Below are 25,160 nucleotides of genomic sequence, written 5' to 3'. Positions count from 1 at the left end.
TGGCCATGCAACAAAGCGGACCCTTTGCAGGAATCTTGAACGCGGGCCAGGTTGATTCCGAGACATCTGGCAGTTGGGAAGAGACCGGATCAGGACGACTTGCAGAGAACATCCTGCGCTTCCTGCGTGTCCTGCGCTCGGCGGGCATTCCGGTTGGAACATCTACAGCACTTGAGGTCTTTGAAGCCGTACAGGCGGTCGGTCTTCGGCAGCGGGAAGATTTTTACTGGGCGCTTCATGGAGTCTGCCTCACCCACCGGGATCAACAGGAGATCTTTGACCAAGCTTTCGAGGTTTTCTGGCGCAATCCGCACCTTCTGGATCGCATGCGTTCGCTTTTCCTGCCGACAATGTTCGATGAAACAAGCGAGAACGATCCGGGAAAACCGCTCAATCGTCGTGTCGCCGAGGCCATGCAATTCGACCAGAATGAGCAGGAAGAAAAGGAATCGGAAAAGCAGGAAATTGAACTTGATGCAGCCTTGACCTGGTCACAGAAGGACAGCCTGCAGAATCGTGACTTTGAGCAAATGTCACAAGAAGAGATCCAGGAAGCCAAGCAGCGCATAGCCCGCATGCGCATGCCGTTTGAAAGGCTTCGTACACGACGCTTCAAGGCAGCGGCCACACCCGGGCGCATTGATCTACGCAACAGCCTTCGGCAATCGCTCCGCAGTGGCAGTGAAACCATGCGCTTTTCCTGGCGAAAACGCCGCGAGCGGATTCCCCCTCTCGTCATCCTCTGTGACATCTCGGGCTCCATGAGCCGCTATTCACGCATCTTGCTGCATTTCATGCATGCCACCACGGGTGAGCGGGAGCGTGTGCATTCATTCCTGTTCGGAACGCACCTGACCAATGTGACCCGTTCGCTCAAGGAAAAGGATGTCGATATTGCACTCGATGATATCGGACACACTGCACAGGACTGGGATGGGGGGACGCGCATCGGAAGCTGTCTCTCCGACTTTAATTTTCATTGGTCACGTCGTGTACTGGCACAGGGTGCCACTGTCCTGCTGATCACGGACGGCCTGGACCGTGAGGACAACACCTTGCTGGAAAAGGAAGCCGAGCGGCTACACAAGTCCTGTCGTCGCCTGATCTGGCTCAATCCCTTGCTCCGTTACGATGGTTATCAACCCAAAACCGGCGGGGCCCGAGCTCTTTTGCCGCATGTCGATGACTTTCTGCCGGTTCATAATCTGGAAAGTTTGGGGCAGCTGGCTGATGTCCTGCAAAGCAGTGCCATGTCCCGGCCCAGCCCGGCAAAGATCTGGAAGGAGGACTTGGTGGGATGACGGAAAATCCACTCTATGCCGCGAGCGATGAAATCCTGGGACTCGCAGAAAGCTGGCTCGATCAGGGGCGGACTGCAGCCTTGGCAACAGTTGTCGGCACCTGGGGCTCTTCTCCCCGCCCCGTAGGAAGTCATCTTCTGGTGGACGAAGCCGGAGACATGATGGGTTCAGTCTCAGGTGGATGCATCGAGGGGGCGGTGGTTGAAGAAGCCAAACAGGCAATGAAGGACGGAGCGCCCCGCCTGCTAGAGTTCGGTGTCACGAATGAGGATGCCTGGGAGGTGGGCCTTGCTTGTGGCGGCACCGTACGCGTTTACGTGGAGAAGCTGGTGTCTGATCAATGAAAGGGTCACTTCTGAAAAGCTTGCGCAGGGCCATGCAGTCAAAGGTACCTGCCTGTCTCGTGACGAATCTGGAGTCGGGCCAACAATTGCTGCTTCTTCCCGAGCAGCTAGAAGGCGAGCTGAAGCTGCCCGATGGCCTGATGGAGGAGGCGCGAAACGCCCTTTCCCAAGGAAAAAGTGGCCTGATGAGTGACAAACGGCATTTTGCCGAATGTCATATGCCCCCAGCTCGTCTTATGGTTATTGGTGCTGTCCATATCGCCCAGAAGCTGTGCCCGATAGCGGACCAGATGGGTTATGAGGTCACACTGATCGATCCTCGGCAAGCGTGGGGAACCCAATCACGTTTTCCCGGCCTGAAGATTCTCCAATCCTGGCCCGATGAAGCTCTGGAAGGTCTCGACCTCGACAGCCGCTCTGCTGTCGTCACACTCACACATGATCCCAAGCTGGATGATCCCGCCCTACTGGTCGCGCTCGAGAGCCCTGCTTTCTACATTGGTGCACTGGGGTCCAACCGAACGCATCAAAAACGCCTCCAGCGTCTAAGTGAGGCTGGTATGGATCAGGACACACTCTCTCGTATACATGGTCCAGTTGGCCTGTCCATTGGCGCACAGAGTCCTGCGGAAATTGCTGTCTCCATTCTGGCAGAGTTGACAGCTGTTTTGCGCAATACTGCAATCCCCGGAAAATCCGGAAGGAGCGGATGAGATGAAATTTGGCCAGATGCCCGTAAGTCAGGCCGAAGGCACGCTGCTTGCCCATTCCCTGAAACGTGGCTCCGTCAGCTTCAAGAAAGGGCGTCGTCTCAGCAGCGAAGACATCGAGGCGCTTCGTCTGGCCCAAATTGAAGAAGTCACGGTTGCGCAGCTGGAGGACGGCGACGTTCACGAAGATGAAGCAGCCGAAGCCCTTGCCTCCTCGCTTTCTGGTGATGGCACTGCATTGACCAGTGCTGTAACGGGTCGCTGCAATATTATGTCCTCAAGTCGCGGGCTCCTGCGCCTTGATACCAAGCTGATCAACAGCGTGAACCGGATTGATGAAGCACTAACTGTCGCAACGCTGCCGGCGTATGAAGTGGTGGAACCACGGCAGATGATGGCGACCGTGAAGATCATTCCTTTTGCGGCATCCCGGCAATCCCTGCAGAGATGTCAGGAACTCTGCCAAGAAGCGGGTGAAGCGCCCGTACAGATTGCCTCTTTCCAGCGCAAGAAGGTCGGCCTGATCCAGACCAGTTTGGCTGGCATGAAGGAGAGCCTTCTTGATAAGACACAGTCAGCACTCAACCATCGTCTCCGGCAATTGGGCAGTCCCGATGTCCGAGAGATACGCTGTGTCCATGAGGAGGAAGAGGTTGCCGCCGCGATCTCACGACTGGCTGCAGAAAAACTGGATATCCTGCTGATATCCGGGGCCTCCGCGATTATCGACCGCAAGGACACCATACCAGCCGCCATCGAGCGTTCTGGCGGACAAGTCAATCATTTCGGTATGCCAGTTGATCCTGGAAATTTGCTGCTGCTCGCCGAAATCGAGGGAATCGATGTCATCGGTTTGCCTGGCTGCGCGCGATCCCCAAAGCTGAATGGCTTTGACTGGGTTCTACAACGCCTTTGTGCAGACCTGCCTATTAAACCCGATGATATTTCCGGGATGGGTGTGGGGGGCTTGCTGAAGGAAATTCCCTCACGCCCTATGCCCCGGACACAAGCTGTCTCTCACGACGAGACAGAACGCCTGCCCAAGGTCACGGCCCTTGTTCTGGCGGCGGGTCAATCACGGCGTATGGGACGAATCAACAAGCTGCTTGAAAAGGCAAACGGCAAAAGCCTTTTGGAAGCCACTATCGATACGGCCCTGGACTCCCAGGTGTCAGACTGCCTGGTTGTCACGGGTTACGAAGCCGACAAGATCCAGACCAACCTCAAAGACAAGGCGGTGCGCTTCATCCATAACCCGAAATACGCCGACGGGCTCAGTACATCTTTGCAGGCTGGCCTGGCTGGATTGGAAGAAAACACCGATGCCGTCATTGTCATGCTGGCCGACATGCCAGAGGTCAGCAGCGAAGTCCTGAATCGTTTGGTGACGAGCTACAATCCTGTCGAAGGACGTGAAATCTGCGTCCCCACCTGGGAAGGCAAACCTGGCAATCCGGTATTGATCGGAAAGGAATTCTTCCCGGAAATTATGGAGATTTCCGGCGATATCGGGGCTCGTCGTTTGCTCGGAGACTATCCCGACCGTGTGGCCGAAGTGGATGTCAAGGATGCCTCGGTGCTCGCCGATATCGACGCCCCCCAAGACTTGGAAGCATTGCGCCAGCGAATACAAGAAGCGTGAGATGTCACCATTGAAAAAACCGGCGCCCTAAGGGCGCCGGTTTCTTCTTGTGCGTTAAGCCGTATGGCTTACTGCATCACGATCTCAACACGACGGTTGAGCTGCTCGCGAACTTCCGGGCCAGTCGGAACGGCCGGCTCGGAGAAGCCACGACCGGCAACCGAGATTGCATTAGCCGGAACGCCGCGGTCCACGAACCAGTCGCGAACCGATTCGGCACGACGCAGAGACAGCGCCATGTTGTACTCGGCCGAGCCAACAGTATCGGTGTGACCGGTCAGAGCGAAGCCCTGAGCTTCTTCCGCTTCGGCAGTCTCGAGAACGTCGACCAGAGTTTCGGCCGCATCCGGACGGATGTTGGAACGATCGAAGTCGAAGTAAACCACGAACGATTCGGGGGCTTCGGGCTCGGGCTCAGGCTCTTCGGCCATCTGTGGTTCGCAAGGATAGGAAGAATCCTGGATCACGGCCTTGCCGTTGGAGGAGCGAATCACGTTCTCCGGCTGGATGTTCGTGACGACATTGCACCAGCCATGCTCGCGGTCATCGACCTGAGCGGAGAGGGCCGGGTTTGCCGCAAAGCCCATGGTGAGGCCGACGGCAGCTGCTGTAGCGAAGCAGGTGTTTCGAAGTAAGGTCATCTTTGGAGGTCCCCCTGGTTGGGTTGATAAACTCGTTTGCTCAGGGTTGCGAGGAACCCCATGCGGACGGATCACACCGAAAATCATGCAACAACATAACTTCTGAAGTCCACTAATGGAAGTTCCATTATTGAATTCCCGTATAGTGCATGGGGATGTGCGACTTTAAAACCACAGTCCCCTGTAACTTCTTTGCACTCTCTACCATAACCCGTGTTCAGAATCATCCGATTCTTGAGTTTTTAAGAGGGCTTAGCAGCCTCTACCCAGGATGGGCTCGTCGAGCGCAGGCAAGCACACTAAACGGCGTCGAACGCATCTGTCACCTTTGCGTAACACTTGAGTATCGTTCTGCAAGCCACGATCAGTGCTCCATCTTTCAGCGAACGCCAAATATTTAGGTAGGCATTCATGTATTGTCTAGGTCTCGCCAAAGCTTTTCTTAAGCGAACTTATAAATGCCATACCCAAGACAGCAGAATGGATCAGCTTTAGTTAAGAAAAGATGAGCGCCTAAATCCCGTGACGAGCTGTTCCTGATGAGAACGGACTGGCTGGCGCTGGCGTCATTCAAGGGAGGTGGTGTCCCCAACGGGAGACTAAGAAGCTATACCATGCAAGGCGTTGATATCACTGCGGAGTTTCGACTCTCGTAACCGGCTAATGTACGAAGCGGTGTACACTGAGGGCTACACGCAGTCAACGCGATTCGCGGTAACGAATCGGGTAGCTCACTCGTCGTCTGAGAGCCAGTCGTAAAAGTAGATTCTTACTTCTCCTTCTCGAATCTCGACATCATCAATGCAGTGCGGCCCGAAAACCCACCGCTGATGCAAATCCTGCTCAATTACAGCATCTGACAGCCCGCATTTTCGGGCCGCACTGATATACTGGAGTGCTTCACTCGCAAGCTCAGTATCACTGCTCATTTGAGCGGGAATCTCGTCGTAGCCGTATATACCGATGACATTCATGCCGCGCCCTCCCAATCATTGCCGTTGAGAGCCTGCAGGCACGTGCTAACCGTCGTCTCGTTGCCGGGCTGGATTTCATACCATTTTCCACCAGCCGATAGCAACAGATAGTGCTGCTCAAAAGAGCGCTTACGCTTCGTCAAGACTTTGTACACGCCGGGCGATGTCGGCATTTCAAAGTGCATGACACCACTCCGCTTTGAGTTCGAGCGATTGTCTTTAATCATGCGCATCTGATTAGAGTAAATCGACGCATCTCTCTCTCGAGATTTGACCTCGAAAATTCGCGTCCCGATCTCTGCATCTCCGCCGTTCACAATCTGAATCTCTGGAGTAGACGGCGGCTCACACTCGACAAGCTCATATTCTTTCTCCGCTTCCTCACGCATGCGCTCCATTTCTGCATGCGCGTCGATAGAATCATGCAACTCGTCAAAGCGGTCTTGCATGTCAGAGAACTTGCCTTCGAACGCGAGAGCGCGACGAATAGCATTCGTGCGATGCAGACCAGTTGAGATATCTCGCTCAGCGAGCGTGAGCCACTTCAGAGCTTCCTCGCGCTCTGAATCGAGCTTTTCGAGAACGCGAACCGGCTCGTAAATCACGGTCGTGCCGAACTTAGTTTTCTCGCTCTTATCCAGAACCTCGACGTTAGCAACGTCGTCAACCTGCAGGTCTCCCGACACGTCGTTGATGAGCACTTTTGCAGCTCTTTTGCCGACGCGACATGTAAACCACTTTCTGCCGCGCTTCGTGATAGTCAGCTTGACTTCACGTGTTCCATCAGTTGCTTCAATCACACTCATTTCACCTTTCCTCTTTACTAATGTGATCATAGTAATAGACCCCGACTGACTCGTCATAGTACACACGCCAGCCTCTTTGGCGCTGCGTATACGCGAAATCCCTCAGCCATTCCTCTGCTTCATCATGCGAAACGGGACCGTAGATCGGCTCGAAATCAGAAGCCTCGGAAATGTCTTTTAGCTTGAGCTTGCAGAGACAAGACCTGTCCGGGTTGTCGGCAATCACATAAGCGTCATGCTGGGCCGTATTCATGCCACTTCTCCTTATACTGAAAGTCGAATCGAATAGCCGCAGCGCCGCATAAGTGGCAGCAACAAGGCTTCTAACTGCTCAGCATCGAGCGCAGATACGACTCCCCAAAAAGTGCGCTCTTTGGAAAGCTCATCAGCGAGCCAAGCGTAATCCATCTCGTGCAACACGATCTGCAGAAGCACGATTTCTGTGGAAGACAGCACGCCGTGAAGATGTGTTGCTCGCTCCACGAATTCGCTGGAGCCAAGTTCATCTCGAAAAGCAAGCATGGTGTCCTGAAAGTCCGACCAGGTCTCGCACTCCGAGATATCCGCGCCCAGCCGCGATGTCATTTCAGCAGCTCGGCTTTCTCGGAATCGAATAAAATCATCTTTTGTCATAGCTTTTTTCCTTTCGGTCAAAACCGCAATACATGAACGCGTGATTGCGAACATACATAAATGAGACCATAAAAATGAAATTTGATCAAGAACTATTTTCCTTGTTACTTTAATTATGTTTTTCCTTACATGAGTCCTTAAATATTTTTACTTTTCCTTTCACTAAAGGATTTATAGAAATTTTCCTAAAGGGATTTTTTACTTTTCCTTGCCTTCACAAGGAAAACTCAAGGAATTGAGTTCTGCAGAATCCTTGTGAGCAAAGAATTATCCTTGTGACGGCAAGGATTCTGCGGTGAGTTTTGCCGTGCCGCCATTCGATATCATCGAACCGCCCGCCAAACCTCGGCAGCGGCGCCCCCGTGGGCCTCTGCTGCGATACCTGATTCCTCTCCGTCGCCCGCCATGCGGCGGGCTCGGAGAGTTTCGAGCTGCGGTTATCCTTAAAATGATCTGGATTTCAGGGCTTGCTGTTTCTGCGCATACGCAACGTAGTCATCGAATCCATGCACCTCTTTACCTTCGGCTTCACGCTCTTCAGCCCACGCTTCATAGGATTTCTGAGCTTGCGCGAGATGCCTACCGCTCAAGCTCTCTGTTCCGCCGCTCTGATGGAACCATGCGCTTTGCTGACCACGACCGCCGCCGCCATCAGAGCCGCCACCACCGGCTTTCGTGATGCCGCTTGCGCCGCCTTCACCGGGGCCGGAACCGAGACCGCCGCCAGAATCTGAGCCACCGGGGCCGCTCGATTTTTTGATACCTGGCAGACCGCCGCCGCCGCCATCAGAGCCACCGCCGGGAGCACCGGGCTTGCCACCGACAGCGATTGCAGCGCCTACAGCCGCACCCATAGCGCGCCCCTCAGTCGCGCCGTCGGCTGCTTGTCCGCCCCAATAGCGAAGCAATCTATCCGGAATCTCATGCACTGCCGACAGCACGCGCGTAACAACTTGCCATTGCAGCCAAACCATAAGCGTTAAGCCTACAAGAATGCCGCCGAACCCGAGCGTGAACCCGCCCTGACTGCCGATGAAAGCCGCCGCAAATGTACTGTTCACAAGGCCTAGGGCAACCGGCAGCAAGTAATAGCTTAGCATCAGCGCACCTACGGTGAAAATCGGCCTCAACACAGCGTTTGCGACTAAGATCAGCCCCGGCCTGAAAACCGCATGAATAAATTCGCGGCCATCGAGACGGACGGCAAGCAGGCACACGATCGGGAGAGCAATCGCGAGTTCAATTACCGCAAAGAAGAACGTCAGAGCAGCAAACACGACTGCAATGTAAGGCAGCATAGGCAGTAGATACGCGTAGACAGCACCGATCCCGTATGCCCACCAAATCCACGGTCTGACAAAGCCTTCGGCCCACTGATACGCGCCATCCAAGCCTGCAATGCTGGCGGCAGTGTTGTTGGCAGCGATGCTCGCAGCCAACCCTATTCCAATCCCTGCCTCCGCGCCGCCGGTAAGAATATGACCGAGGCTCATCATCGAGCCGAGCGGGTCGCTATCGCCAGTTTCTGTGAATCCCAGCATCACTTCTGCAAGCGGCCGCGTAAGAGGATTCAAGATCTTCGCAATGATTCCCGACGATTCGTCCCCCGGCACCGTGAGCAAATCGCCCGTGAGCATTGGCACGCGGCCTTCCTCATTCCACTGTGCATCGAGCCGGGCAGCGAGATTCTGCCACTCTTCCGGAAGCTTTTTGCCGCTCAGCCAGCCATCCGATGAATCCGGATTTGTGCGTTCTGGAGGCTCAGCAGCCAAAGCGGCGACTTCGCCGTGAGCCGCGCTCAGTGTGCGCCAGAGCGAACCGATCGCGGTCCAGCCCTGCTCCCGCACTGACTCAACAATCTCAATACGTGCCGCCCTCTGTTTCTCCGCGAGATACGTAGACGCCTCCTCCGTAACAGCCGAATCGTACTCCTCCGCAGCCGTCTGGAGCTGGGGAATCAGAGGCTCGGTCGGCCAGACGCCGCCGTTTGGCACGGAGCCAGCCGCCAGAGCGACCGGAAGCCCACTTTCGCGCACTGCCGACACGAGATCTGAAAGCGCTATGATCCGGGCATCTCGATACGTCTGCAGCGGTTCGGAATCCTCGCTTTCAGCCGGGAGTGCCAAGCTTCCGCACTGGCCCGGGTACTGCCAGTACATCGAGTCCGAAAGTCTTTCCTCGCGATCCTGCTGTTCAATATCTTCGTACAGATCGCCGCGCGAATCTTGATAGAGCCACTGCGCATCAGGATTCCTACTGCCGCCGACCGGTGGCAAAGGCATATCTGTGAAATCCACAGGCTTTTCGCTGCTCGAATGCCAGCCATGCACCAGAGCGCAGGATTCCGATTCAAGAATCTGACGCGCAAGTGTGATGCCACCGACCGTTGGCGGCACACCGAAAGACCCCACCGGCCCTTTTTCCTCACCGCCCAGCTCATCGACGCCGAGCACTTCGGCAACAAAAGTTGCGCCGAGATCCGTTGCAGTGTCTGACGACCACTGCAACACCTCTGACACAGCCACCTGCGCGCCGTTGAGCCCTGTCGGACTGGCAACCGGAACCAATGCCGCAAATGCGATTGCAAAGCGCGTAATGGCCCAAGGTCCGAAATACGCGCCATCCGCCGTTAATGTAGACTCCCCCGACTGCGCGGCGTGCACGATCGAAGCGAGTATCTGAAATCCCGTCACGCCCGTTGCGGCAAGCACGAGAAATGTACTGAGTTGCCTCAGCATCTCGCTGCCCGCCGTACTGTTCTCGATAGGAAAAATGAGGTGTATCGCCCGCAATGCGGCGTCAGGCTCAGCCGCTGATCCCGCGACAGCGGCATAACTCACGGCGGGCAGCAAGACGGCTCCGGCGGAGAGCATGACAAGGACCGTTGCCAGCCCCCTGCCCGCGCCCGGCTCACTTGGCGGCACGAATGCACCTTCCCGCCACCACTCAGCCCAGCCGCCCACGCGACCAGTTCTCAGATGATAGTGTGCGATCCCGGCGCGCATTGCGAGCAGCCCAGCGAGAGCAGATAAGGCCATGCTCACGAGCGCTATACTGAAAGCGGAATCATCGCCGCGCAGAGCGCCTGGCGCAGCCAGTATCCCCATGCAAGCCGTCAGGGCACCCCCGACCACATATGCCGACCACGCGCGCCAAATTGCCTGCAACGACGGTGCATGCCCTTTATCACGCGCACCACCGCGTGCACGCGCGAGCCGCAGGAGTGATCCGAGCGCCCAGCCATGATATCCCGCGCTTGCCTTCACAGCGCGCGCGGGAGCATCGGCAGCGACGGTCAGAGCAGCGATTCCACGCCCGATTTTTCCGAAAATAGACATGCTCACCGCCCCGCGCGCGGCGGCGCGCTGTCGTCAAAATCGATGCTGTCTAAGTCGATATCAGCGGTCTCGCTGTAATCCGGCTCTTCTTCCGGCTCCGGATCGCTCGCAAGCCGAATCCCACGCGGAAGCCCCGGCTCTGGCTTCCTAAGATCCGGATACTCCGCAAGCACTTTCTCACCGCGCTCCCGCAACAGCTTGAGCTCACGACGCTGCACAACAACGCCAATGTGCGAGCCGATTTTATCAATCCATTCAAGCGCTTGCTGCACCGTCGCTGCATTCACAGCGGCAATCAAAAGCATGTCGAGATCGTCGAGATGGCGGGGCGACTGGCGGTCAGGCTCTTCAGTAAAAGTTTTATAAGCGATGTATCCACGCAGAATCCGAGCCTGCGGCGACGCGGCTACCCGCCGATGTGCACGCCGTTTTTCCGCACGGTACTCTTGCTCCCATTCGCGAATGCCGTAGTGACCTGCTTGAAAAAAATTCAAGTTGTCATCCCGTTCCATTATCGCCCCCCGTTTCCTCCAGAATCTCAAACAAAGTGCCGCGCAAGCACTCGATATCTGTCTTGCGTGTGATGTGCGGCCGAATCAGTTTTTTCAGCTGCTCGACTTGCGACGCAGAAAGCGCTTCAGCAGCCCGCAACAGAGCCGCCCCAATCGTGATTTTCTGTTGCGCAGCGCGTTTGCGATCCATCGCATTCATCTCCCGCTTTAATTTTGAAACCCGTGCACGTGCTTTGCGCTCACGCTCGCGCGCAACTTCCAATTTCTTAGTCAGCTCTTCAGTGTTTTCGGTATTCGTCAACAAATTTTGCGTCATCACGAACCTCATTAGTTGCTCTACTTAAATTGTGGTGAGATTCGTTTGAAAAAATCAATGGTACCGTTGCAAAAAAATGAGAGCCGACCTTACAATAGATGACGCAAGAGATTTAATGATTACCAACTAGTCTCGCCTATATGTCGGAGTGACTTGCTTGCACAAGTAACACCGACAGCGAGCGGGGGCTTCGCCCCTCGACCCCCACAACAGGAGCCGCCAATGTCTGCACACCCCGAGTCTCTATTTCATGTCGAATTCGGCGCAGTGCAGCCTTCGCGCGGCGACAACTTGTGCAAAGTTTCCGCATACAACGCGTGCAGCAAATTGCGTGATCTCCGCGACGGCTCGGCCACTACATTTGACTTCACACGCAAGCAAAATGAGCACGAGGGCGGCTGCATAATGCTCCCCGATGGCGCCTCGCCGGAGCTTCAAGAACCTGAGAAACTTTGGAACGCCGCGCAGACTGCTGAGACGCGCAGAGATGGTCAGCCCGCACGGCTAATTGAGTTCTCAATTCCGCGACAGATTCCGCCAGAAGATCGCCTTGATTTTGCGCGTTCAGTAACACGGCCCTGGGTTGAGCATGACGGAGCAGCGGCGCAGATCGATCTTCATTGCCCGCTTGCTTCAGACGGCCAGGAACAGCCTCACGCTCACGTGATTCTGAGCCGACGTGCGCTCAACGAAGACGGCTTCGCAAAGAAGAAATTGCCGAATGATCCATGGACACAAAATCGTGGCCGCGACATGCGCGCAGCCGTGTCATCACGCATGAATCAATGGCTTGAGCAGCATGAGATCTCGACACGCGTCGATCACCGCTCGCACAAAGAGCGCGGCGACGACACCCCACCCGAACCGAACGTTTCGCGCCGCGCCGTCGAAGCTTGGAAGAACGCACCGGACGATGCCGAGGTATTCCCCGAGATCATCGCACAACGAGATACGCGCCTTGCCCTACGCGCTGAATCCCATGAGCTCACCGCCGCCGAATCTGAAATTTCGGATATCAGGTACGAACTCGGCAGCCGTGCTCCGGGCATGCGAAATCGCCGCCGAAAGCCGCGCCTTGACCCTGCCCGCCTGCCCAAGGTCGGTGGGCAGATCGTGGACGTATCGCACGACGATAAGAGCGCTGTGATCACGCTCAAATCCGGCTCGGAAATCCGGGTGCGACCGGAGCGCATGATCATTCGCGGCCGCGCAGATGACCGCGCTATTGCCGCCCTAGCCGACCAGGCCCGGCAGCAGGGTTGGCAGCATGTCGAGTTGACCGGAGACCAGAGATTCCGTGAGCGCCTAGCAGCAGCTCTTGAGCTACGAGGCATCGAGCACGACCACGACAAACAGCCGTCACAGACTGCGCATAAAGCCGCCGTTCTTCACTCACCGGAGCATCTGAAGAAAGTCCGCGCTCGGGACGCTGAAAAGCTGTCACCTGCGCCCGAATTTGTGCCACCGTGGGAACGAAAACGTCGGCGCGAAATGGGACGGCCCTAATTGGAGCAATTACAGCAATTATGAAAGAGGAACAGTATGTTAATGGATATTGTGACAGAGATTGCTATAGGGATAGCTATAGGAATTTTTACGGGGCTTGTCAGCGGCACTTACACGGGCCTTGTAGTCGCGCGTTACACACGATTCAGAGATCTGCGCGACGAAGCGCTAAGAGTTGTGCGAGGAATTGAGTACTGTTGCGTAGACGATGAATCAGTAAGAACAATATCAGGCTATAACCACCAAAGGATGCTTGATATAAGTAGCGACCTAATTGCGGCTAATCAAAAAAAGGTTAGCCAGAATTTCTTAGATTTGGACAAAGAATTACTCAGCACGATTTCCAGAGCTAAAAATAATGGTATTGCATTTTCAGAAATGAAAGATATTGATAAAAAAGCACAAAAAAAGGTCAGAAAAGCAACACCAAGCCGCCTCACACTCTTATCACCATGGCCAGAAATATAGCTTCTGTGAGATAAGACTTTGTGACAATAGAGCCACTGAGTTGACCCCGTTTACACACATTCATTTTCCGCCATCTTGCGCAATGGGGGGCGCGTCTGGCGGAAAATGAATGCTCCGCTTCGCTACGGTCTACCTGTCGGCAGACTGGAAAACGGGGACAACTCGGCTACGTCAGAGCCGAAATAATCCGGTCAACATTCCGGACAACTAATGTCCATCCAAGCGCCAAGAATCCCAACGGCAGGACAATCCCGAGCGCTGTGATCACCCCTACGACCGAGCTACCCCCGTCTATAGCCGCCGGAATAATCCAATGGTCAAACGGCAGCGTCAGACCGACCGCCAGCACTGGCACCAGCAACAACAGCAGTAGCACAGCCGACACCGCCCGGCAGTATCTCAGAATACTCGCAATCCTCATGATCCCGTTCCCATACAATTAAGGTTTCCTCAATTGTACGGCGTCGGGTTGCAAGCGAGGAAGAGGAAAGATTTTTGCGATTTCGGGGTGATTCTTTGACACGTGCCAGTCGATCTAAAAAAATTTTCGATCGTCATAGTTGACGTATGCAACTGATCCGGACGAGCATAATAGTAAAAGCCGCAATCAACGGGGCGGTAACCCCTCCTGCGGCTTTTACATCATCATCGTTTATGAGGTCATCATGTCAGCGCCGAATCCCAAAGTCAAGAGTAACAAAAATTCTCTAAGCGACAAAAATTGGCAAGAATATTATGATTCTAAATATAAGCATCACTCAGAACGCAATCGCGCACGTAAAGAAGATCGCCGCGCTCGCGAGCGCCGTCGCAAACGCGAGTTCATCGACCCCCTTGCAGCACGTGATCATGATGAACGCCGCGATCTTGAAGAAAAAGCAGGACTGCGCGATCTCGCAATTCAGAATGCACGGAGTAAAAACGATTCCGTACGTAGTCGACTAAAATACGGATTTCTGTGGCTAGGCGGCGCTGTCGGGGGGGATGCGCGCTATTATCAGCCGCGCTTCAGATATCATGGTCTGGTCAGTGATGAGCATGAGCTACTGAAACTTTTTGTGCAGTATACGCCGCGGGCTGGCGTTCATAGGGTTAAGCGTGATCGTCAAACTGGGGCTTTCATCAGTGAGCGTAACCAGCACACGCTGAGAAGCGGGCACACGAAAGCTGAATCTGAATCTGGAGATTCAAAACTCTTAGCGCTCGATGATGAATATATAACAGCAAATGCGCGTATGCGCGGACTCATCCGAATCGATCTAGACGCAGATTTCGCGACCACAGACGCTGTGCTGTCAGCATGCGATGCAGCGAAGATCCCGCATCCGAATATCATTGTTGGCTATGTTGATCGTGACGGACGCATGATGCATCCGCACTTGCTCTATATGCTGCATGACCCCGTCGCGTTCTGCGGCAAGGCAAAGAGCGAGTTTAAAGCTCTCTGGCATAAAGTTTCGCGCGGTCTCACGCACGCTTTGGCCCCTGTCGGGGCTGACTCTGGTGGTTTGAGTAATCCGCTGCGGACAAAGAATCCTCTGTGCCCTGCTTGGACACGCCGCATCGGTGCTCAGCAGCCGTATTCGCTGTCGCAGCTTGCGCGCTATGTAGATCTCAGCGTGACAGACGAAGCGCTGTTCAGCAGTCATCAAGACATTCCCGCGCGGTCAGCATGCACGATCACAGATCCCGAAAAGCCGTCTATGCAGCTTTTCAACGAATTGCGACTGTTCGCTCGCGATATCGCCCCCGCTCGCATCGCTGCTGGAGCCAATGAAGACGAATTCTATACTGAGATCATTATTACTGCGCTCGAAATCGCAGCGCGCACAGGTAGCACAGAAGCCGACGCACGCAAGACAGCAGCCAGCGTAGCAAAATACAGCTGGTATAAAGCACGCAATGCGAAGCCGACGCTGTCCGCTGAAGAGCTTCATTCGCGGCAGGCCACGGCAGCGCAGCGGACAGCTGAAGTTAAGCGCTCAAAGACGTTCAATGCAATCATGTCGGCTTACAATCAGTTGCAAGCTGACGGTGAACAACCGACTCAGAAAGCTGTTGCAGCGGCTTCTGGTAAGAGTGAACGGACAGTGCGGAATCATTGGCAAGCCATGCTTGATGCAGTTGCTGAGAACGCAGCAGGAACGGCAGTCGAGGAACCGGCAATTAGCTCTTCTTCTGTTAAAAAGAAGCGCAGCTCAGACGACTTTGAAAACCAACATCATGGAAACAATGAAACCAAAGTTTTTGCCGAAGGGAAACCCAAGCCGCCTGACTTCAACCTGATCACACTGAATCGGAATCCGAAACGGCCAACATCCCCCAGCCGTCGAGAGATGCTGTATCAGGCATGGCGGAATTCCAAGAATGCGGCTTAGCTGGGACACGGCCCACCGAAAACGGCCATAAATTGCCGCTGAGAGGAATTCCCTGCCTTCGGTGAGCATGCACCCGTCACATGGTCAGAATTCCTCTGAGAAAGGCTCTGACGGCCTCATAAGGCAAATCCATCTTCTGAACTACCGGCCTTTCAGGATTATTATCAGTATCTGGGAGGTCCGTTAGACATTAGCATCAAGGGTTCCCGGATTGTCGGCCAGACTGTCAGCGCCTTTCCTGGATCCTTTGGTCACGTCCCCACCCCCACATCCAACATTCAGAGCAGCCGCTCCTATTACAGGCTCAAAATTAATTGTATGCAGAAGAATATACACTGCAGGATCCAAGGAGCTGAAAATCGGGGACCGCTACTTCCCCCCCCCATAAGGGGGCTGACAGTGGCGCTCCGGGAACCCGATTTTCAGCATCGTCTCTTGTCATACTTCCTCGGGCCTTCACTCTTCTCTGACCGACCTAGCCGGTCGGACCAATTGTTCTCAAGGGATTACTGCCGCCAGAATTCAGGCATTACCAATATGGCCAGGGTCAGGACTTCGAGCCGCCCCATTATCATGCCAAGGCTGAGCAGCCATTTCGCTGCATCGGGTAGACTGGCAAAATTTCCCGCCGGGCCGATAACTGGCCCGATTCCAGGACCCACGTTGGCCACGGCCGTGGCCGCGCCACTAAAGGCCGTCTGGAAGTCCAGGCCCATGAGGCCCAGTGCCATGGCAAGCGCTGCAATTGTCGAGACAAAGAGCATCATGAAACTTGCCACGGAATGCATGATTTCTTCGTCGATGGGCTTGCCACCGAAACGCGCGAAGAAGACACCATGCGGCGTGATCATGCGCTTCTCGGATATGGAAAAAAGCTGTGCCAGCACCTGCAAGCGATAGATCTTGAAACCGCCCGCCGTCGACCCGGAACAGCCACCAACGAAGATCAAGAAATAGAAGGCGACCACGGCAAACGGCCCCCAGAGTGTATAATCATCCGTGGCATAGCCGGTCGTGGTGACCACCGAGGTGACATTGAAGGCAGCTAATCGAAGGGAGTCCAAAAGGCCCACGCCCTGGGCGAAGACAAGCCAGAAAGCCAATAGGAGTGTCACTCCCAGAAGGAAGGCCACCAGGGTACGGACCTGACTGTCCCGGTACAGCAGGTAGGGCCGCCCGCGCAACATCTGAATGTAGAGCACGAAGGGCAACGCTCCGGCCAACATAAACAAAGTGCCCAGCCACTGGATCAGCGGCTGCTGGAAATGCCCCACAGAGCCATCCGAGGTCGAGTAACCGCCCGTGGAAATGGTCGTCATGGCATGGTTGATGGCCTCGAAACCATTCATGCCCGCTGCGGCATAAGTCACTGCGCAGAGAAGGCTGAGGCCGAGATAGACCGAAATCAGCAGCTTGGCGAAGTCATTGGCGCGAGGCACTACCTTATCGGAACGATCCGAGGATTCCATGCGGAAAATCTGCATGCCGCCCACGCGCAGGAAAGGCAGGATGGCAATGCCCATGGCGATGATACCGATACCGCCAAGCCACTGCAGCATCGAGCGCCACAGCAGCAAGCTGGGAGCCATCTCGTCGAGTCCGGAAAGAACGGTGGAGCCCGTTGTGGTCAAGCCGGAGACGCTTTCAAAGACAGCATCCGCTGGTGAAAGCCCCAAGTCGGACCAGAGCAGTGGCAGGGATCCCATCAAAGGGAGTATCGACCAGGCCAGGCAGGTCAGTAGCACCGCCTGTCGACGGCTCAACTCGATCCGCTCGGGACGCTGGCTGAGGATCAGGATTCCCGCCAGGAATATGGCTGTTCCCAAGGACGCCAGGAACCCGAACCACTCACCATCTCCAGCCTGCAAAGACAGCAGGGCTGGCACTCCCATGGCACCCGCAAGCGCCAGAATCAGGAAGCCCAGGATGAAACCGACCGGGCGAAAGTCCATGTGCCTTACTCTGCTATCTGCTCATAAGCAGTAGAAGCTCTATACCCTAGTCACGGGTTTTAAAAGAGAAACGAAGAACGAGGAGAAGGCGCTGGCGCACAACCGTCGTGAGCCAGCACGAGTGATAATAACCGCACTACCAACACCTCTTACAGCGTCTGGACGGCAGAGGATTATTCCTCTGTCATCATTTTGGGATGCCGGGGAATCGGGGTCGTACGCAGATGGGTTTCGATCTCGGCCACAATCTGCTCGTATGTCTCGGGACGACCCTGAAGATTGAGTGTCCATGGGCGCCCGGGATGTAAAACATCCCACCTTGGCCGAAGACCGGCATGCCTTCCCTTCCCGGGATTGTGATTCCCGAAGCCATCGATGAATTTATTCCACAGCGGCGCGAATTTGGAGATCAACAAGGCCTCGCCAAGCGAAATGAAGTGTTGTTCAACGCTGAGGTACCGGCAGAAGAAGTCCCATGTCTCCAGATTCTCCGCCTGCTGGATGCTTTTCCGATGGTCCTTTAGGCGCTTGAACAGGACGGCTCCCGGAGGGTCATCCAGATTATCGGTCCCTTTACGCGAGCCCTTGGGCATGGCTTCGCCCACGTAAATGGGCCATTCGAAGCGTCCTTCTTTGTTACGCTCGGCCATTGGCCGGTAGGGCTCGAATGGGCCAGTGTAGTAAAGTGCGTACACTCCAGCGCCCTCAAAGGACTCGAGGTCATCCAGCCGAACAGGATCCCGTTCTAGAAGAGCCTCCGCGACACTCGCGCCGAGATTCCGTTTATCAAGAGGGTTGTAATGCTTTTGTGAACTCATGCGTTCCCCGCGACGGTCATTTCATCCACGGATGATCCGTCGCGTTTGGCGAGTCGTTCAAGTTGGAATCCGGCGAGTTTTTCAGCGACGGCCGATGTAACGACATGCGCCAAGGTCACGGGAACGGCATTGCCTAGTTGGCGCATCGTCTCTGTCCACGATCCGTGAAAGACGTAGCCATCCGGAAATGTTTGTAGGCGTGCGCTCTCTCTAACCGTGAAGTAGCGAACACTGCCATCCGCCTTCACCATCATGTTTTCCCCGCCGGGAACGCCATGATCGCCCGCCTTCAAGGTTTTTGCGGGAAGGTCCTGAGGGCTTCCCGTGTGTCCCGGATAAGACCGGGCCCCCTTCTGGTAGACATGATCTCGGTGAATGCCGCGTGATTTCTCGGGGTCCGGCAATCCCACGAGCGCATCACGCACCGTTTGCCACGGGAGCATGTCGGGAGGCGTGTTTCTGGACCGTAGACGTTCGACCTTGTTCGCGGTCGTCCTGTTCATCGCCGGGCGTTCTTTTCGGGCCACCTCGTGACGTTCCCAATAATCCCCCGTGACCCACTGATCCACGAACAGGGCTTCATGGGAATGCGTTTCGGTTGGAAAGTTCCAGCGAATCCCCAAGTCATTCCGAAAACCAACGATGAAGACGCGCTCTCGGCGCTGGGGAACGCCATAATTGGCGGCGTTCAAGACCCGGAATACAACATCATAGGTCAAGCCATGGTGACAGCCCGATGTCTTCTCCTGCTCTAGCCTAGCAAGGTGCTCAATCCAGTCCTCTCCGTCGCGTGGAGCTATCTCCGGGAACGAAAGCTGAAGGAGGATATAGTTAAAGTAGTTCGCGAAGGATTCCCGCGTAAGGCCCTTGACGTTCTCGACAACAAAGGCCTTTGGCTTGACTCGACGGATCACGTCGGCGGTTGCCGGGAACATGTCGCGATGATCCGAGTGAGAACGATGCTTGCCCCCCATTGAGAAGGGCTGACAGGGCGGACCACCGGAAACCAGATCAATGTCTTCCGGGATGCCCGAAAGGTCGAAGCGGCGAACATCCCCTTCCACCAAGGGCCAATCCTGCACAAGCGGATAACCACGCTCTTGGTTCTCTCGAATGGTGTCACACGCCCAGCGATCCCACTCCAGCACGCCCAAGGGCCGGAATCCCGCCAGAGATACCCCCATTGCCAATCCGCCCGCACCGGCGAACAATTCAAGCGCGTCCATTAGCTGTCCTCCCCGTCTAGAAACGCGATTATGCGGCGCGAAAGGGATGCGTCTTGTTTGGTCTCGCACTCCCAAATGACCAGCACGCCCCAGCCATCACGCTCCAAGGCCTCCTGATTACGTAAATCACGTTCCCGATTCTTTTCCAGCTTCGTTTTCCAGAATTCCTCTCGTGACTTCGGAAGGCGCGCGAGATGGCACCCTTCGTGGCGGTGCCAGAAGCACCCGCTCACGAAAATCACCTTTCCGCGCCCGGGGAACACCAGGTCGGGACAGCCTGGCAAGTCCCTTCGATGCAGCCGGTAGCGATATCCAAGCGCGTGAACCATGCGGCGCACGCGCATCTCGGGCTTGGTGTCCTTGCCTTTAATGCGCGACATCCGCTTGCTTCTTTCCTCACGCGATAGAGTGTCCATGAAGAGACATCCTTTTTGAGCAAGCGGCAGTGAGATTAAGTATATCCGGGGTATACTTGCCGCGTCCACTACTTGTGATAAGCTTTACACACAATTCAAAATGGTAGTGCGACGTTAGGAAGTACAATGACGGCAAGCCCGGAACTAGTAACTATCCTAAATCGGATTATTGAAGATGAGGGACTGGAGGACACAAAACGAGGGAACAGGATATATGAATGTCTTGAGGAGAAAATTGAATATTACGATATGATAGATGGATTACAAGTAAATATTTCCAGCGGATTTGAAGACATTCACGATCAACCATTTGTATCAATTGTCTCAAATTTCATCACAATAAAAGACTTCGATCAAAAAGTGAGCGAGTGTGGCCTACCAAAATCATACAAATCTCTCAGGTATGATCACTATACAGCTCTTTTTATCTTGGCTCTTGGCATATATTCAAAAAATACGGGAAGACAAGCAGAGCTCAAGCAATTGTGTGAAAATTATAAAGAATACCAGAACAAAGTTACCCAAGCCGTTGAAGGTAACTGGAGCTGCGAAAGGCTCAGGAACGAGTTGGACGGCCTTGAACTAGAACTCATCCCGCCCGCCAGCAGCACAGAACCATAGCCAACAATAGCGGCTCGAAGATCACCTGAGCGGCTTCAGTGGTGGCCAGACTTCGGCAATCTTCTTCGGAAGCGGCGCATCTCTCATGAGATGCATGCGGTCTTCCGGAATCCCGTCGGGTCCATACTCTTCGGCTACGCTCTCATGGGCATGTCCGAGAATCACGTCTACATCGCGCCGATCGAGATGCTGACGCAGCCAATCCTTCGCGCTGTGCCGTAATGAGTGAAAGACCTTCTGCTGACCCTTTGGAATCCCTGCGCCATCAAGGAGGCGAGCCATTCGCTTGCTCGCTGTGGCCGCTGGATCCTTGATCTGCTTATGCAGATGTGGAAACAGCCAGTTCGACTTCTTCCGCCGCTTCACCATGTCGATGAATCCCGCATCAACGAGAGTCTGATGTATCGGGATCCGCCGCACGGATTGTGCCGTCTTGAGCTGCCGTTCTTCTTCGGAATCATGCACTGTAATCAGCGTCGACAGATACAGATAATAGCTGCCACCCTCTTCTGAGAGCTTGAGATCGCGCGGTTGGAGATATGCCAATTCTCCGATCCGAGCGCCAGTGAAGACACCTAAGATCATCATCCACATATCGTCCCGCCGCTTCGCGTGATCGACTGTGTATGACAGGATTTGCACGATCTCAGCCGGAGTCAGGGCCGAGCGTTTTGGCGACTGCCGAGCCGATTTTGGCGGCCTGACAGATAGTCCGTCGAACACTGGCGGCAAGCGATGTTGCGGCAGCATATACTTGAATGCCGTGATCACTGGATTCTTATACGAACGACCTATCGTAGAAGTGGAAATCGTCTGATACGGCCTCTTCATTGACGCATTCTTCTTCGATGTTTCCGCAATGCTCAAGCCGCGAAAAGAACGAATCTTCTGATAATTGGCCGGAAGATGCGCTAATGCTTTCACATATTCACGCAAATCCGCAACATAATAATCATCAAGGGGGCGGTCGCCGCAGATTTCTAGAAAAGCACTCAAAGCTTTTGGAGCGTCGTAGCGAATATACTTGCTGTTATTAAGCTGCACACGTTGATATGCATAATACTCTTCAAGCGCTTCAGAAAGGAGCGGCACAGACTCTTTCTCTTCCTGCCCTCTGCCGCCAGAAGGCGCAGGAATCTCGGCAATTTCATCTTTCATGCGGTCTACAAGACCTGCATGCATCGCCTTGATATTCTCCTGTGTTTCATATAGCGCCCGCTCCGCTGCGCCGGGCTGACGCAGATCACTGAGTTCTTGCTGAATATGAAACGGAATCCGATAAGGTCGGCGTCGGAGCATCTCGCTATAATGCTGATAGAAACGGTCTTCCGACTTTGCAGCGATCTCACCGCTCATTTCCATAACATCTTGATATTCCGGAGAATCTTTAGACACATCGACGCCGGAGCGCTCGAGAATTCCGCGCAGTTCTTTGCGTAAATATGACCGCATCTCAGCCCGAATCTCTTCACGTAGCTGCTCAACCTCGGTTTTATCCATGTCCCCTCTTCTACCCATCAGCTCATCACAAAGCTCGTCGAAAACGGCAGAAAGCCGTCTCGCAAGCTTTTTTGCATGCGACGCATTAACGGCGGGTAAAGCTAGCCGAAGCGGTGATTTGCCGAGAATTATTTGAAGAGGGAGCGGAATCCGACGCTGAAATAACCAGCTGCCGGATTCCGTCCGAGTTACGTGCATTTAGCCCTCTACGCTAAGGTGTACATTTAGGTGTACAGTAGCCGCTTGAGAGCTAAAAAGTGCAGTGATATCAAGCACTTATTGGAATGGTGTCCCCAACGGGACTCGAACCCGTGTCTTCAGCGTGAAAGGCTGATGTCCTAGACCGCTAGACGATGGGGACGCCGTGGACGGTTGGTGAGATAACTTTACAGGCAGGCAAAAGCAACCCCCTGCGGAGCGTTTTCATTATTTTTCACTCCTGCTCTTTTCCTTTTCCTGCTCCAGTTACTCATTTGTGCTGGGAGAATTGCACACGAGGACCGGACTCATCGGATTCATCCATGGAAAGCGGTGCCCCTTCGAGTTCACGCAGAATCTTCTGCCGAATCGCATCCCCGAATTCTTCGAATCCAGGAGACGAGATGAGGAAGGCGCCTGCCCCCCCAATGACGTGCTGCTGGTAATAGATATCAAGCGCTGGCTCCTCATTGAGGATCGCCAATCCATTTATCGTGATGCGCTGCTCAAGTAGGGAGGCGCGCCCACGCGCAACCGGTATCCCTTTATTGGACTCACCATCCCCTGAGACATCGATCACTTGTCGCCGGCCTGCATACGGCGCTGCCTTCACCATGGCATGTGCAAATGCAAACATGTTGCCGATGGCTGTGCTGCCCCGTCGAACGTAACGTGGAGTCTGGTCCAACTGGTCGGCAAAGGCCACGGAATCCTCAGCCCCAACGAGCAGCTGCCAGTCCTGGGCGATAACCTGTTCGTCCTCGCCGGCCCAGTGTACCATCGCAACAGCGACACCAAGATCACCGACCCCGCGAATCGCGTTCTGCACTTCCTTGCTGCGGAAGGCCTCGGCGTAACCCCGCATCTGCAAATCGAATTCCCTGGCATCGATACTGGACGAAGAATCCACGGCCAGCAGAAGCTGCAGGTCGACCTGTTGCGTCGCATTCAACTCCTCAGCTGCCATCAAGGGCGCGAGAAGCAGAAAAGCGAGAAGCCAGAAAAGGTGTGGCCATGTTTTCATGTCGTGGACTCGAAGGGTGACCCGAAACCTCGGGGAACAAATCCGCTAGAACGCAATCCGTGCTGCATCCTCAATATGCAGTTGCAGGGCCTCAGGCCCTGCCCAGCTGTCTCGACGCAGTTTACCCGCAAGATGAATCGGGAAGTCCTTCGCCGACTGCAACAGATCGCCAAGCGGACGCCCCACGGAACGGAAAGCAATTCCCTTCAACCTTTCCCCTGTTTCGGTACGGGCAAAAACACGCAGATGATCAACTCCGACAACATCTGAGCGTAAAATCTGCACATTTGGTACGGCAAATCTGGGTTCCGGATTTCCTGTGCCGTATGGAGCCAACCGCTCGAGGGATTGATAGAAAGCATAGTGCCCGGCCTGGTACTGCAAAGTGCCATCCAGGCGAAGCGTTGGCTGATATGCCAAACCTGAAAGAGTCTGGCTGACACGTTCGCTCATGAAATTCTGCAATGCTTGCAACTGATCTTGCGCAACCGTCAAGCCAGCCGCCATTGCATGACCGCCGCCATTGATCAGAAGCCCTTTCTGCCTGGCAGCCAACACCACGGACCCCAGATCGACGCCGGGAACCGAGCGCCCCGAGCCCTTGCCGACACCTTCATCATCGATCGATATGACGATGGAAGGACGATCAAACCGCTCTTTCAGCCGGCTGGCGACGATCCCGATAACGCCGGGATGCCAACCCTGCCCCACAGCGATCACTAGATCTCCAGGCCCGTCCTGCCCTTCCACCTGCTGAATTGCCTGTTCAAGAACTTCGGCCTCAATTTCGCGGCGTTCATTGTTGTACTCATCCAGGCGCTGTGCCAGCTCACGAGCCGTTCCTGTATCGAGAGACGTCAGAAGTTCAGTCCCCAACGCAGCCTCTCCAACGCGCCCCCCCGCATTGACGCGCGGCCCGAGGATGAATCCCAGATGATAGGCACTGGGCATTTCATCCACACGAGAGACATCCGAAAGCGCCTGCAGACCGTGATTTCTTCGTTGCGCCAGGACCTTGAGTCCCTGTGTGACGAAAGCCCTGTTCAGACCAATCAGAGGAACAACATCACAGACAGTCCCAAGAGCAACAAGATCCAGAAGTTGCATCAGATTTGGTTCACGAACCCCCTGGTCTGCATACCAGTTGCGCTCTCTCAAAGCCCTGTTCAGGGCAACCAGCAACAGAAAAGTCACCCCTACAGCTGCCAGATGCCCCAGTCCACTCTCGTCATCCAGGCGATTCGGATTCACCACGGCCTGAGCGGGGGGCAATCTGGTTTCAGCCACGTGATGATCAACAACGATCACATCGAGTCCCTGCTCCGACGCCGTCTGCAAGGCATCATGAGCCGATATACCGCAGTCAACCGTTACCAGAAGCTCTATGCCCTTGCTGGCCAAGGCATGCATGGCAGCCGGATTCGGACCATACCCCTCGCGAATCCGATCGGGAATATAAACCTCTAGAGGAACCCCAATGGCCTGGAGGAACAGCTTCAGCAAGGAGCTCGAAGTTGCGCCATCGACATCATAATCGCCGAAAACCGCAAGTGGACGTTGCTTCTCAATGGCCAAAGCGAGGACATCGACCGCCTTGTCCATATCCTTCAGGCAGAGTGGATCCGGAATCAATTCCTTGAGTGTGGGCGATAGAAAGCTTTCTGCCTGATCCATATCGACACCACGCGAGGAGAGTATCCGTCCGATGGTGTCAGGCAACCCCAGCCGCTGGCTTAAAGCCAATGACAGACGCTCGTCGCAGGTTCGTAGAAGCCAGCGCTTTCCGGTACAGGAACGCTCCACGCCCAGTAAGCATTCACTTTCCGTTTCCTGCAA

Annotated in this window: 23 protein-coding genes, 1 tRNA gene and 1 pseudogene; 8 read left to right on the top strand and 17 right to left on the bottom strand. The window is 54.9% G+C overall.

Annotated features, from left to right (window positions below):
• The first annotated feature begins 35 nt into the window (after window positions 1-35).
• Genes G502_RS18215 through G502_RS0101875 form a run of 4 tightly spaced genes read left to right on the top strand, consistent with a single transcriptional unit; the run spans window position 36 to window position 3,997 of the window.
• Window positions 36-1,301, top strand: coding sequence for a vWA domain-containing protein (locus G502_RS18215; protein ID WP_051152008.1), 1,266 nt, complete (start codon window positions 36-38; stop codon window positions 1,299-1,301).
• The gene (locus tag G502_RS0101885; RefSeq protein WP_026988958.1) at window positions 1,298-1,645 is read left to right on the top strand and encodes an XdhC family protein; all 348 of its coding nucleotides are present in this window, start codon (window positions 1,298-1,300) and stop codon (window positions 1,643-1,645) included. The genes G502_RS18215 and G502_RS0101885 overlap by 4 nt, the downstream gene beginning before the upstream one ends.
• Before the next feature lie 59 nt (window positions 1,646-1,704).
• The gene (locus G502_RS0101880) at window positions 1,705-2,358 is read left to right on the top strand and encodes an XdhC family protein (RefSeq protein WP_245560695.1); all 654 of its coding nucleotides are present in this window, start codon (window positions 1,705-1,707) and stop codon (window positions 2,356-2,358) included.
• Window position 2,359: 1 nt separating this feature from the next.
• Window positions 2,360-3,997 carry an NTP transferase domain-containing protein gene (locus G502_RS0101875; protein ID WP_022726964.1) on the top strand — a complete coding sequence of 546 codons (1,638 nt, stop codon included), beginning with the start codon at window positions 2,360-2,362 and terminating at the stop codon, window positions 3,995-3,997.
• Window positions 3,998-4,065: 68 nt separating this feature from the next.
• Here G502_RS0101875 and G502_RS21240 read toward each other — a convergent pair whose 3' ends face one another.
• The 8 genes from G502_RS21240 to G502_RS0101835 form a co-directional block, all read right to left on the bottom strand.
• A complete protein-coding gene (locus G502_RS21240; protein WP_245560694.1) occupies window positions 4,066-4,638 on the bottom strand; it encodes an OmpA family protein in 573 nt (190 codons plus the stop codon).
• Window positions 4,639-5,369: 731 nt separating this feature from the next.
• Window positions 5,370-5,612, bottom strand: a complete 243-nt coding sequence (locus tag G502_RS0101865) for a hypothetical protein (RefSeq protein ID WP_022726962.1) — start codon at window positions 5,610-5,612, stop codon at window positions 5,370-5,372.
• Entirely contained in the window at window positions 5,609-6,418 is an 810-nt protein-coding gene (locus tag G502_RS0101860) for a hypothetical protein (RefSeq protein ID WP_022726961.1), read from the bottom strand. The genes G502_RS0101865 and G502_RS0101860 overlap by 4 nt, the downstream gene beginning before the upstream one ends.
• Before the next feature lies 1 nt (window position 6,419).
• Entirely contained in the window at window positions 6,420-6,671 is a 252-nt protein-coding gene (locus G502_RS0101855) for a WW domain-containing protein (RefSeq protein WP_022726960.1), read from the bottom strand.
• An 11-nt stretch (window positions 6,672-6,682) separates the two neighbouring features.
• The gene (locus G502_RS0101850) at window positions 6,683-7,051 is read right to left on the bottom strand and encodes a hypothetical protein (protein ID WP_022726959.1); all 369 of its coding nucleotides are present in this window, start codon (window positions 7,049-7,051) and stop codon (window positions 6,683-6,685) included.
• A gap of 443 nt (window positions 7,052-7,494) precedes the next feature.
• Window positions 7,495-10,389 (bottom strand): DotA/TraY family protein, encoded by a 2,895-nt coding sequence (locus tag G502_RS22770; protein WP_040487477.1) that lies wholly within the window; start codon window positions 10,387-10,389, stop codon window positions 7,495-7,497.
• A 2-nt stretch (window positions 10,390-10,391) separates the two neighbouring features.
• Entirely contained in the window at window positions 10,392-10,901 is a 510-nt protein-coding gene (locus G502_RS0101840) for a hypothetical protein (RefSeq protein ID WP_022726957.1), read from the bottom strand.
• Window positions 10,888-11,217 (bottom strand): hypothetical protein, encoded by a 330-nt coding sequence (locus G502_RS0101835; RefSeq protein WP_022726956.1) that lies wholly within the window; start codon window positions 11,215-11,217, stop codon window positions 10,888-10,890. The genes G502_RS0101840 and G502_RS0101835 overlap by 14 nt, the downstream gene beginning before the upstream one ends.
• 222 nt (window positions 11,218-11,439) lie before the next feature.
• Here G502_RS0101835 and G502_RS0101830 point away from each other — a divergent pair, with 222 nt between their 5' ends.
• The 3 genes from G502_RS0101830 to G502_RS21830 all read left to right on the top strand — a co-directional run bounded on the left by G502_RS0101830 (window position 11,440) and on the right by G502_RS21830 (window position 15,569).
• Window positions 11,440-12,723, top strand: coding sequence for a MobA/MobL family protein (locus tag G502_RS0101830; protein ID WP_022726955.1), 1,284 nt, complete (start codon window positions 11,440-11,442; stop codon window positions 12,721-12,723).
• A 42-nt stretch (window positions 12,724-12,765) separates the two neighbouring features.
• A complete protein-coding gene (locus G502_RS22200) occupies window positions 12,766-13,191 on the top strand; it encodes a hypothetical protein (RefSeq protein ID WP_155957773.1) in 426 nt (141 codons plus the stop codon).
• A 665-nt stretch (window positions 13,192-13,856) separates the two neighbouring features.
• Window positions 13,857-15,569: a replication initiation protein gene (locus G502_RS21830; protein WP_155957772.1), complete on the top strand. Its 1,713-nt coding sequence runs from the start codon at window positions 13,857-13,859 to the stop codon at window positions 15,567-15,569.
• Window positions 15,570-16,075: 506 nt separating this feature from the next.
• On the opposite strand, the gene G502_RS0101810 is transcribed toward G502_RS21830, so the two are convergent.
• The 4 genes from G502_RS0101810 to G502_RS0101795 all read right to left on the bottom strand — a co-directional run bounded on the left by G502_RS0101810 (window position 16,076) and on the right by G502_RS0101795 (window position 19,981).
• On the bottom strand, window positions 16,076-17,521 hold the full coding sequence (locus G502_RS0101810) for a TrkH family potassium uptake protein (RefSeq protein WP_022726950.1): 1,446 nt from the start codon (window positions 17,519-17,521) through the stop codon (window positions 16,076-16,078).
• A 173-nt stretch (window positions 17,522-17,694) separates the two neighbouring features.
• Window positions 17,695-18,339: an Eco29kI family restriction endonuclease gene (locus tag G502_RS18195; protein ID WP_022726949.1), complete on the bottom strand. Its 645-nt coding sequence runs from the start codon at window positions 18,337-18,339 to the stop codon at window positions 17,695-17,697.
• Complete coding sequence (locus G502_RS0101800; RefSeq protein WP_022726948.1) at window positions 18,336-19,565, bottom strand: DNA cytosine methyltransferase; 1,230 nt, start codon at window positions 19,563-19,565, stop codon at window positions 18,336-18,338. The genes G502_RS18195 and G502_RS0101800 overlap by 4 nt, the downstream gene beginning before the upstream one ends.
• Entirely contained in the window at window positions 19,565-19,981 is a 417-nt protein-coding gene (locus tag G502_RS0101795; RefSeq protein ID WP_022726947.1) for a very short patch repair endonuclease, read from the bottom strand. The genes G502_RS0101800 and G502_RS0101795 overlap by 1 nt, the downstream gene beginning before the upstream one ends.
• A 126-nt stretch (window positions 19,982-20,107) precedes the next feature.
• On the opposite strand from G502_RS0101795, the gene G502_RS0101790 reads away from it, so the two are divergent.
• Complete coding sequence (locus tag G502_RS0101790) at window positions 20,108-20,602, top strand: hypothetical protein (RefSeq protein WP_022726946.1); 495 nt, start codon at window positions 20,108-20,110, stop codon at window positions 20,600-20,602.
• A gap of 21 nt (window positions 20,603-20,623) precedes the next feature.
• Here the strand turns inward: G502_RS0101790 and G502_RS0101785 are convergent, their stop codons facing one another.
• The 5 genes and pseudogenes from G502_RS0101785 to recJ all read right to left on the bottom strand — a co-directional run bounded on the left by G502_RS0101785 (window position 20,624) and on the right by recJ (window position 25,160).
• Window positions 20,624-22,102 (bottom strand): site-specific integrase, encoded by a 1,479-nt coding sequence (locus G502_RS0101785; protein WP_022726945.1) that lies wholly within the window; start codon window positions 22,100-22,102, stop codon window positions 20,624-20,626.
• A 30-nt stretch (window positions 22,103-22,132) separates the two neighbouring features.
• A pseudogene (locus G502_RS22945) lies at window positions 22,133-22,300 on the bottom strand (DUF6538 domain-containing protein); the annotation flags it as partial.
• 87 nt (window positions 22,301-22,387) lie between these two features.
• Window positions 22,388-22,463, bottom strand: a tRNA-Glu gene (locus G502_RS0101780).
• A 108-nt stretch (window positions 22,464-22,571) separates the two neighbouring features.
• The gene (locus G502_RS0101775; protein ID WP_022726944.1) at window positions 22,572-23,324 is read right to left on the bottom strand and encodes a DUF1194 domain-containing protein; all 753 of its coding nucleotides are present in this window, start codon (window positions 23,322-23,324) and stop codon (window positions 22,572-22,574) included.
• Between the two features lie 45 nt (window positions 23,325-23,369).
• Entirely contained in the window at window positions 23,370-25,160 is a 1,791-nt protein-coding gene (recJ, locus tag G502_RS0101770; protein WP_022726943.1) for a single-stranded-DNA-specific exonuclease RecJ, read from the bottom strand.

Origin of the sequence: Fodinicurvata sediminis DSM 21159, from assembly GCF_000420625.1 — a bacterium.
Lineage (GTDB): Bacteria > Pseudomonadota > Alphaproteobacteria > Kiloniellales > DSM-21159 > Fodinicurvata > Fodinicurvata sediminis.
This window is presented reverse-complemented; position numbering and strand designations above follow the sequence as displayed.

Excerpts from the sequence above, each read along its gene's own strand:
- G502_RS0101795 (WP_022726947.1), bottom strand. The coding sequence starts at position 19,981 with ATGGACACTCTATCGCGTGAGGAAAGAAGCAAGCGGATGTCGCGCATT.
- G502_RS0101865 (WP_022726962.1), bottom strand. The coding sequence starts at position 5,612 with ATGAATGTCATCGGTATATACGGCTACGACGAGATTCCCGCTCAAATG.
- G502_RS22770 (WP_040487477.1), bottom strand. The coding sequence starts at position 10,389 with ATGTCTATTTTCGGAAAAATCGGGCGTGGAATCGCTGCTCTGACCGTC.
- G502_RS0101785 (WP_022726945.1), bottom strand. The coding sequence starts at position 22,102 with ATGGATAAAACCGAGGTTGAGCAGCTACGTGAAGAGATTCGGGCTGAG.
- G502_RS0101850 (WP_022726959.1), bottom strand. The coding sequence starts at position 7,051 with ATGACAAAAGATGATTTTATTCGATTCCGAGAAAGCCGAGCTGCTGAA.
- G502_RS21830 (WP_155957772.1), top strand. The coding sequence starts at position 13,857 with ATGTCAGCGCCGAATCCCAAAGTCAAGAGTAACAAAAATTCTCTAAGC.
- G502_RS0101830 (WP_022726955.1), top strand. The coding sequence starts at position 11,440 with ATGTCTGCACACCCCGAGTCTCTATTTCATGTCGAATTCGGCGCAGTG.
- G502_RS18195 (WP_022726949.1), bottom strand. The coding sequence starts at position 18,339 with ATGAGTTCACAAAAGCATTACAACCCTCTTGATAAACGGAATCTCGGC.
- G502_RS0101775 (WP_022726944.1), bottom strand. The coding sequence starts at position 23,324 with ATGAAAACATGGCCACACCTTTTCTGGCTTCTCGCTTTTCTGCTTCTC.
- G502_RS0101835 (WP_022726956.1), bottom strand. The coding sequence starts at position 11,217 with ATGACGCAAAATTTGTTGACGAATACCGAAAACACTGAAGAGCTGACT.
- G502_RS0101855 (WP_022726960.1), bottom strand. The coding sequence starts at position 6,671 with ATGAATACGGCCCAGCATGACGCTTATGTGATTGCCGACAACCCGGAC.
- G502_RS21240 (WP_245560694.1), bottom strand. The coding sequence starts at position 4,638 with ATGACCTTACTTCGAAACACCTGCTTCGCTACAGCAGCTGCCGTCGGC.
- G502_RS0101860 (WP_022726961.1), bottom strand. The coding sequence starts at position 6,418 with ATGAGTGTGATTGAAGCAACTGATGGAACACGTGAAGTCAAGCTGACT.
- G502_RS0101790 (WP_022726946.1), top strand. The coding sequence starts at position 20,108 with ATGACGGCAAGCCCGGAACTAGTAACTATCCTAAATCGGATTATTGAA.
- G502_RS0101810 (WP_022726950.1), bottom strand. The coding sequence starts at position 17,521 with ATGGACTTTCGCCCGGTCGGTTTCATCCTGGGCTTCCTGATTCTGGCG.
- G502_RS0101875 (WP_022726964.1), top strand. The coding sequence starts at position 2,360 with ATGAAATTTGGCCAGATGCCCGTAAGTCAGGCCGAAGGCACGCTGCTT.
- G502_RS0101840 (WP_022726957.1), bottom strand. The coding sequence starts at position 10,901 with ATGGAACGGGATGACAACTTGAATTTTTTTCAAGCAGGTCACTACGGC.
- G502_RS0101885 (WP_026988958.1), top strand. The coding sequence starts at position 1,298 with ATGACGGAAAATCCACTCTATGCCGCGAGCGATGAAATCCTGGGACTC.
- G502_RS22200 (WP_155957773.1), top strand. The coding sequence starts at position 12,766 with ATGGATATTGTGACAGAGATTGCTATAGGGATAGCTATAGGAATTTTT.
- G502_RS0101800 (WP_022726948.1), bottom strand. The coding sequence starts at position 19,565 with ATGGACGCGCTTGAATTGTTCGCCGGTGCGGGCGGATTGGCAATGGGG.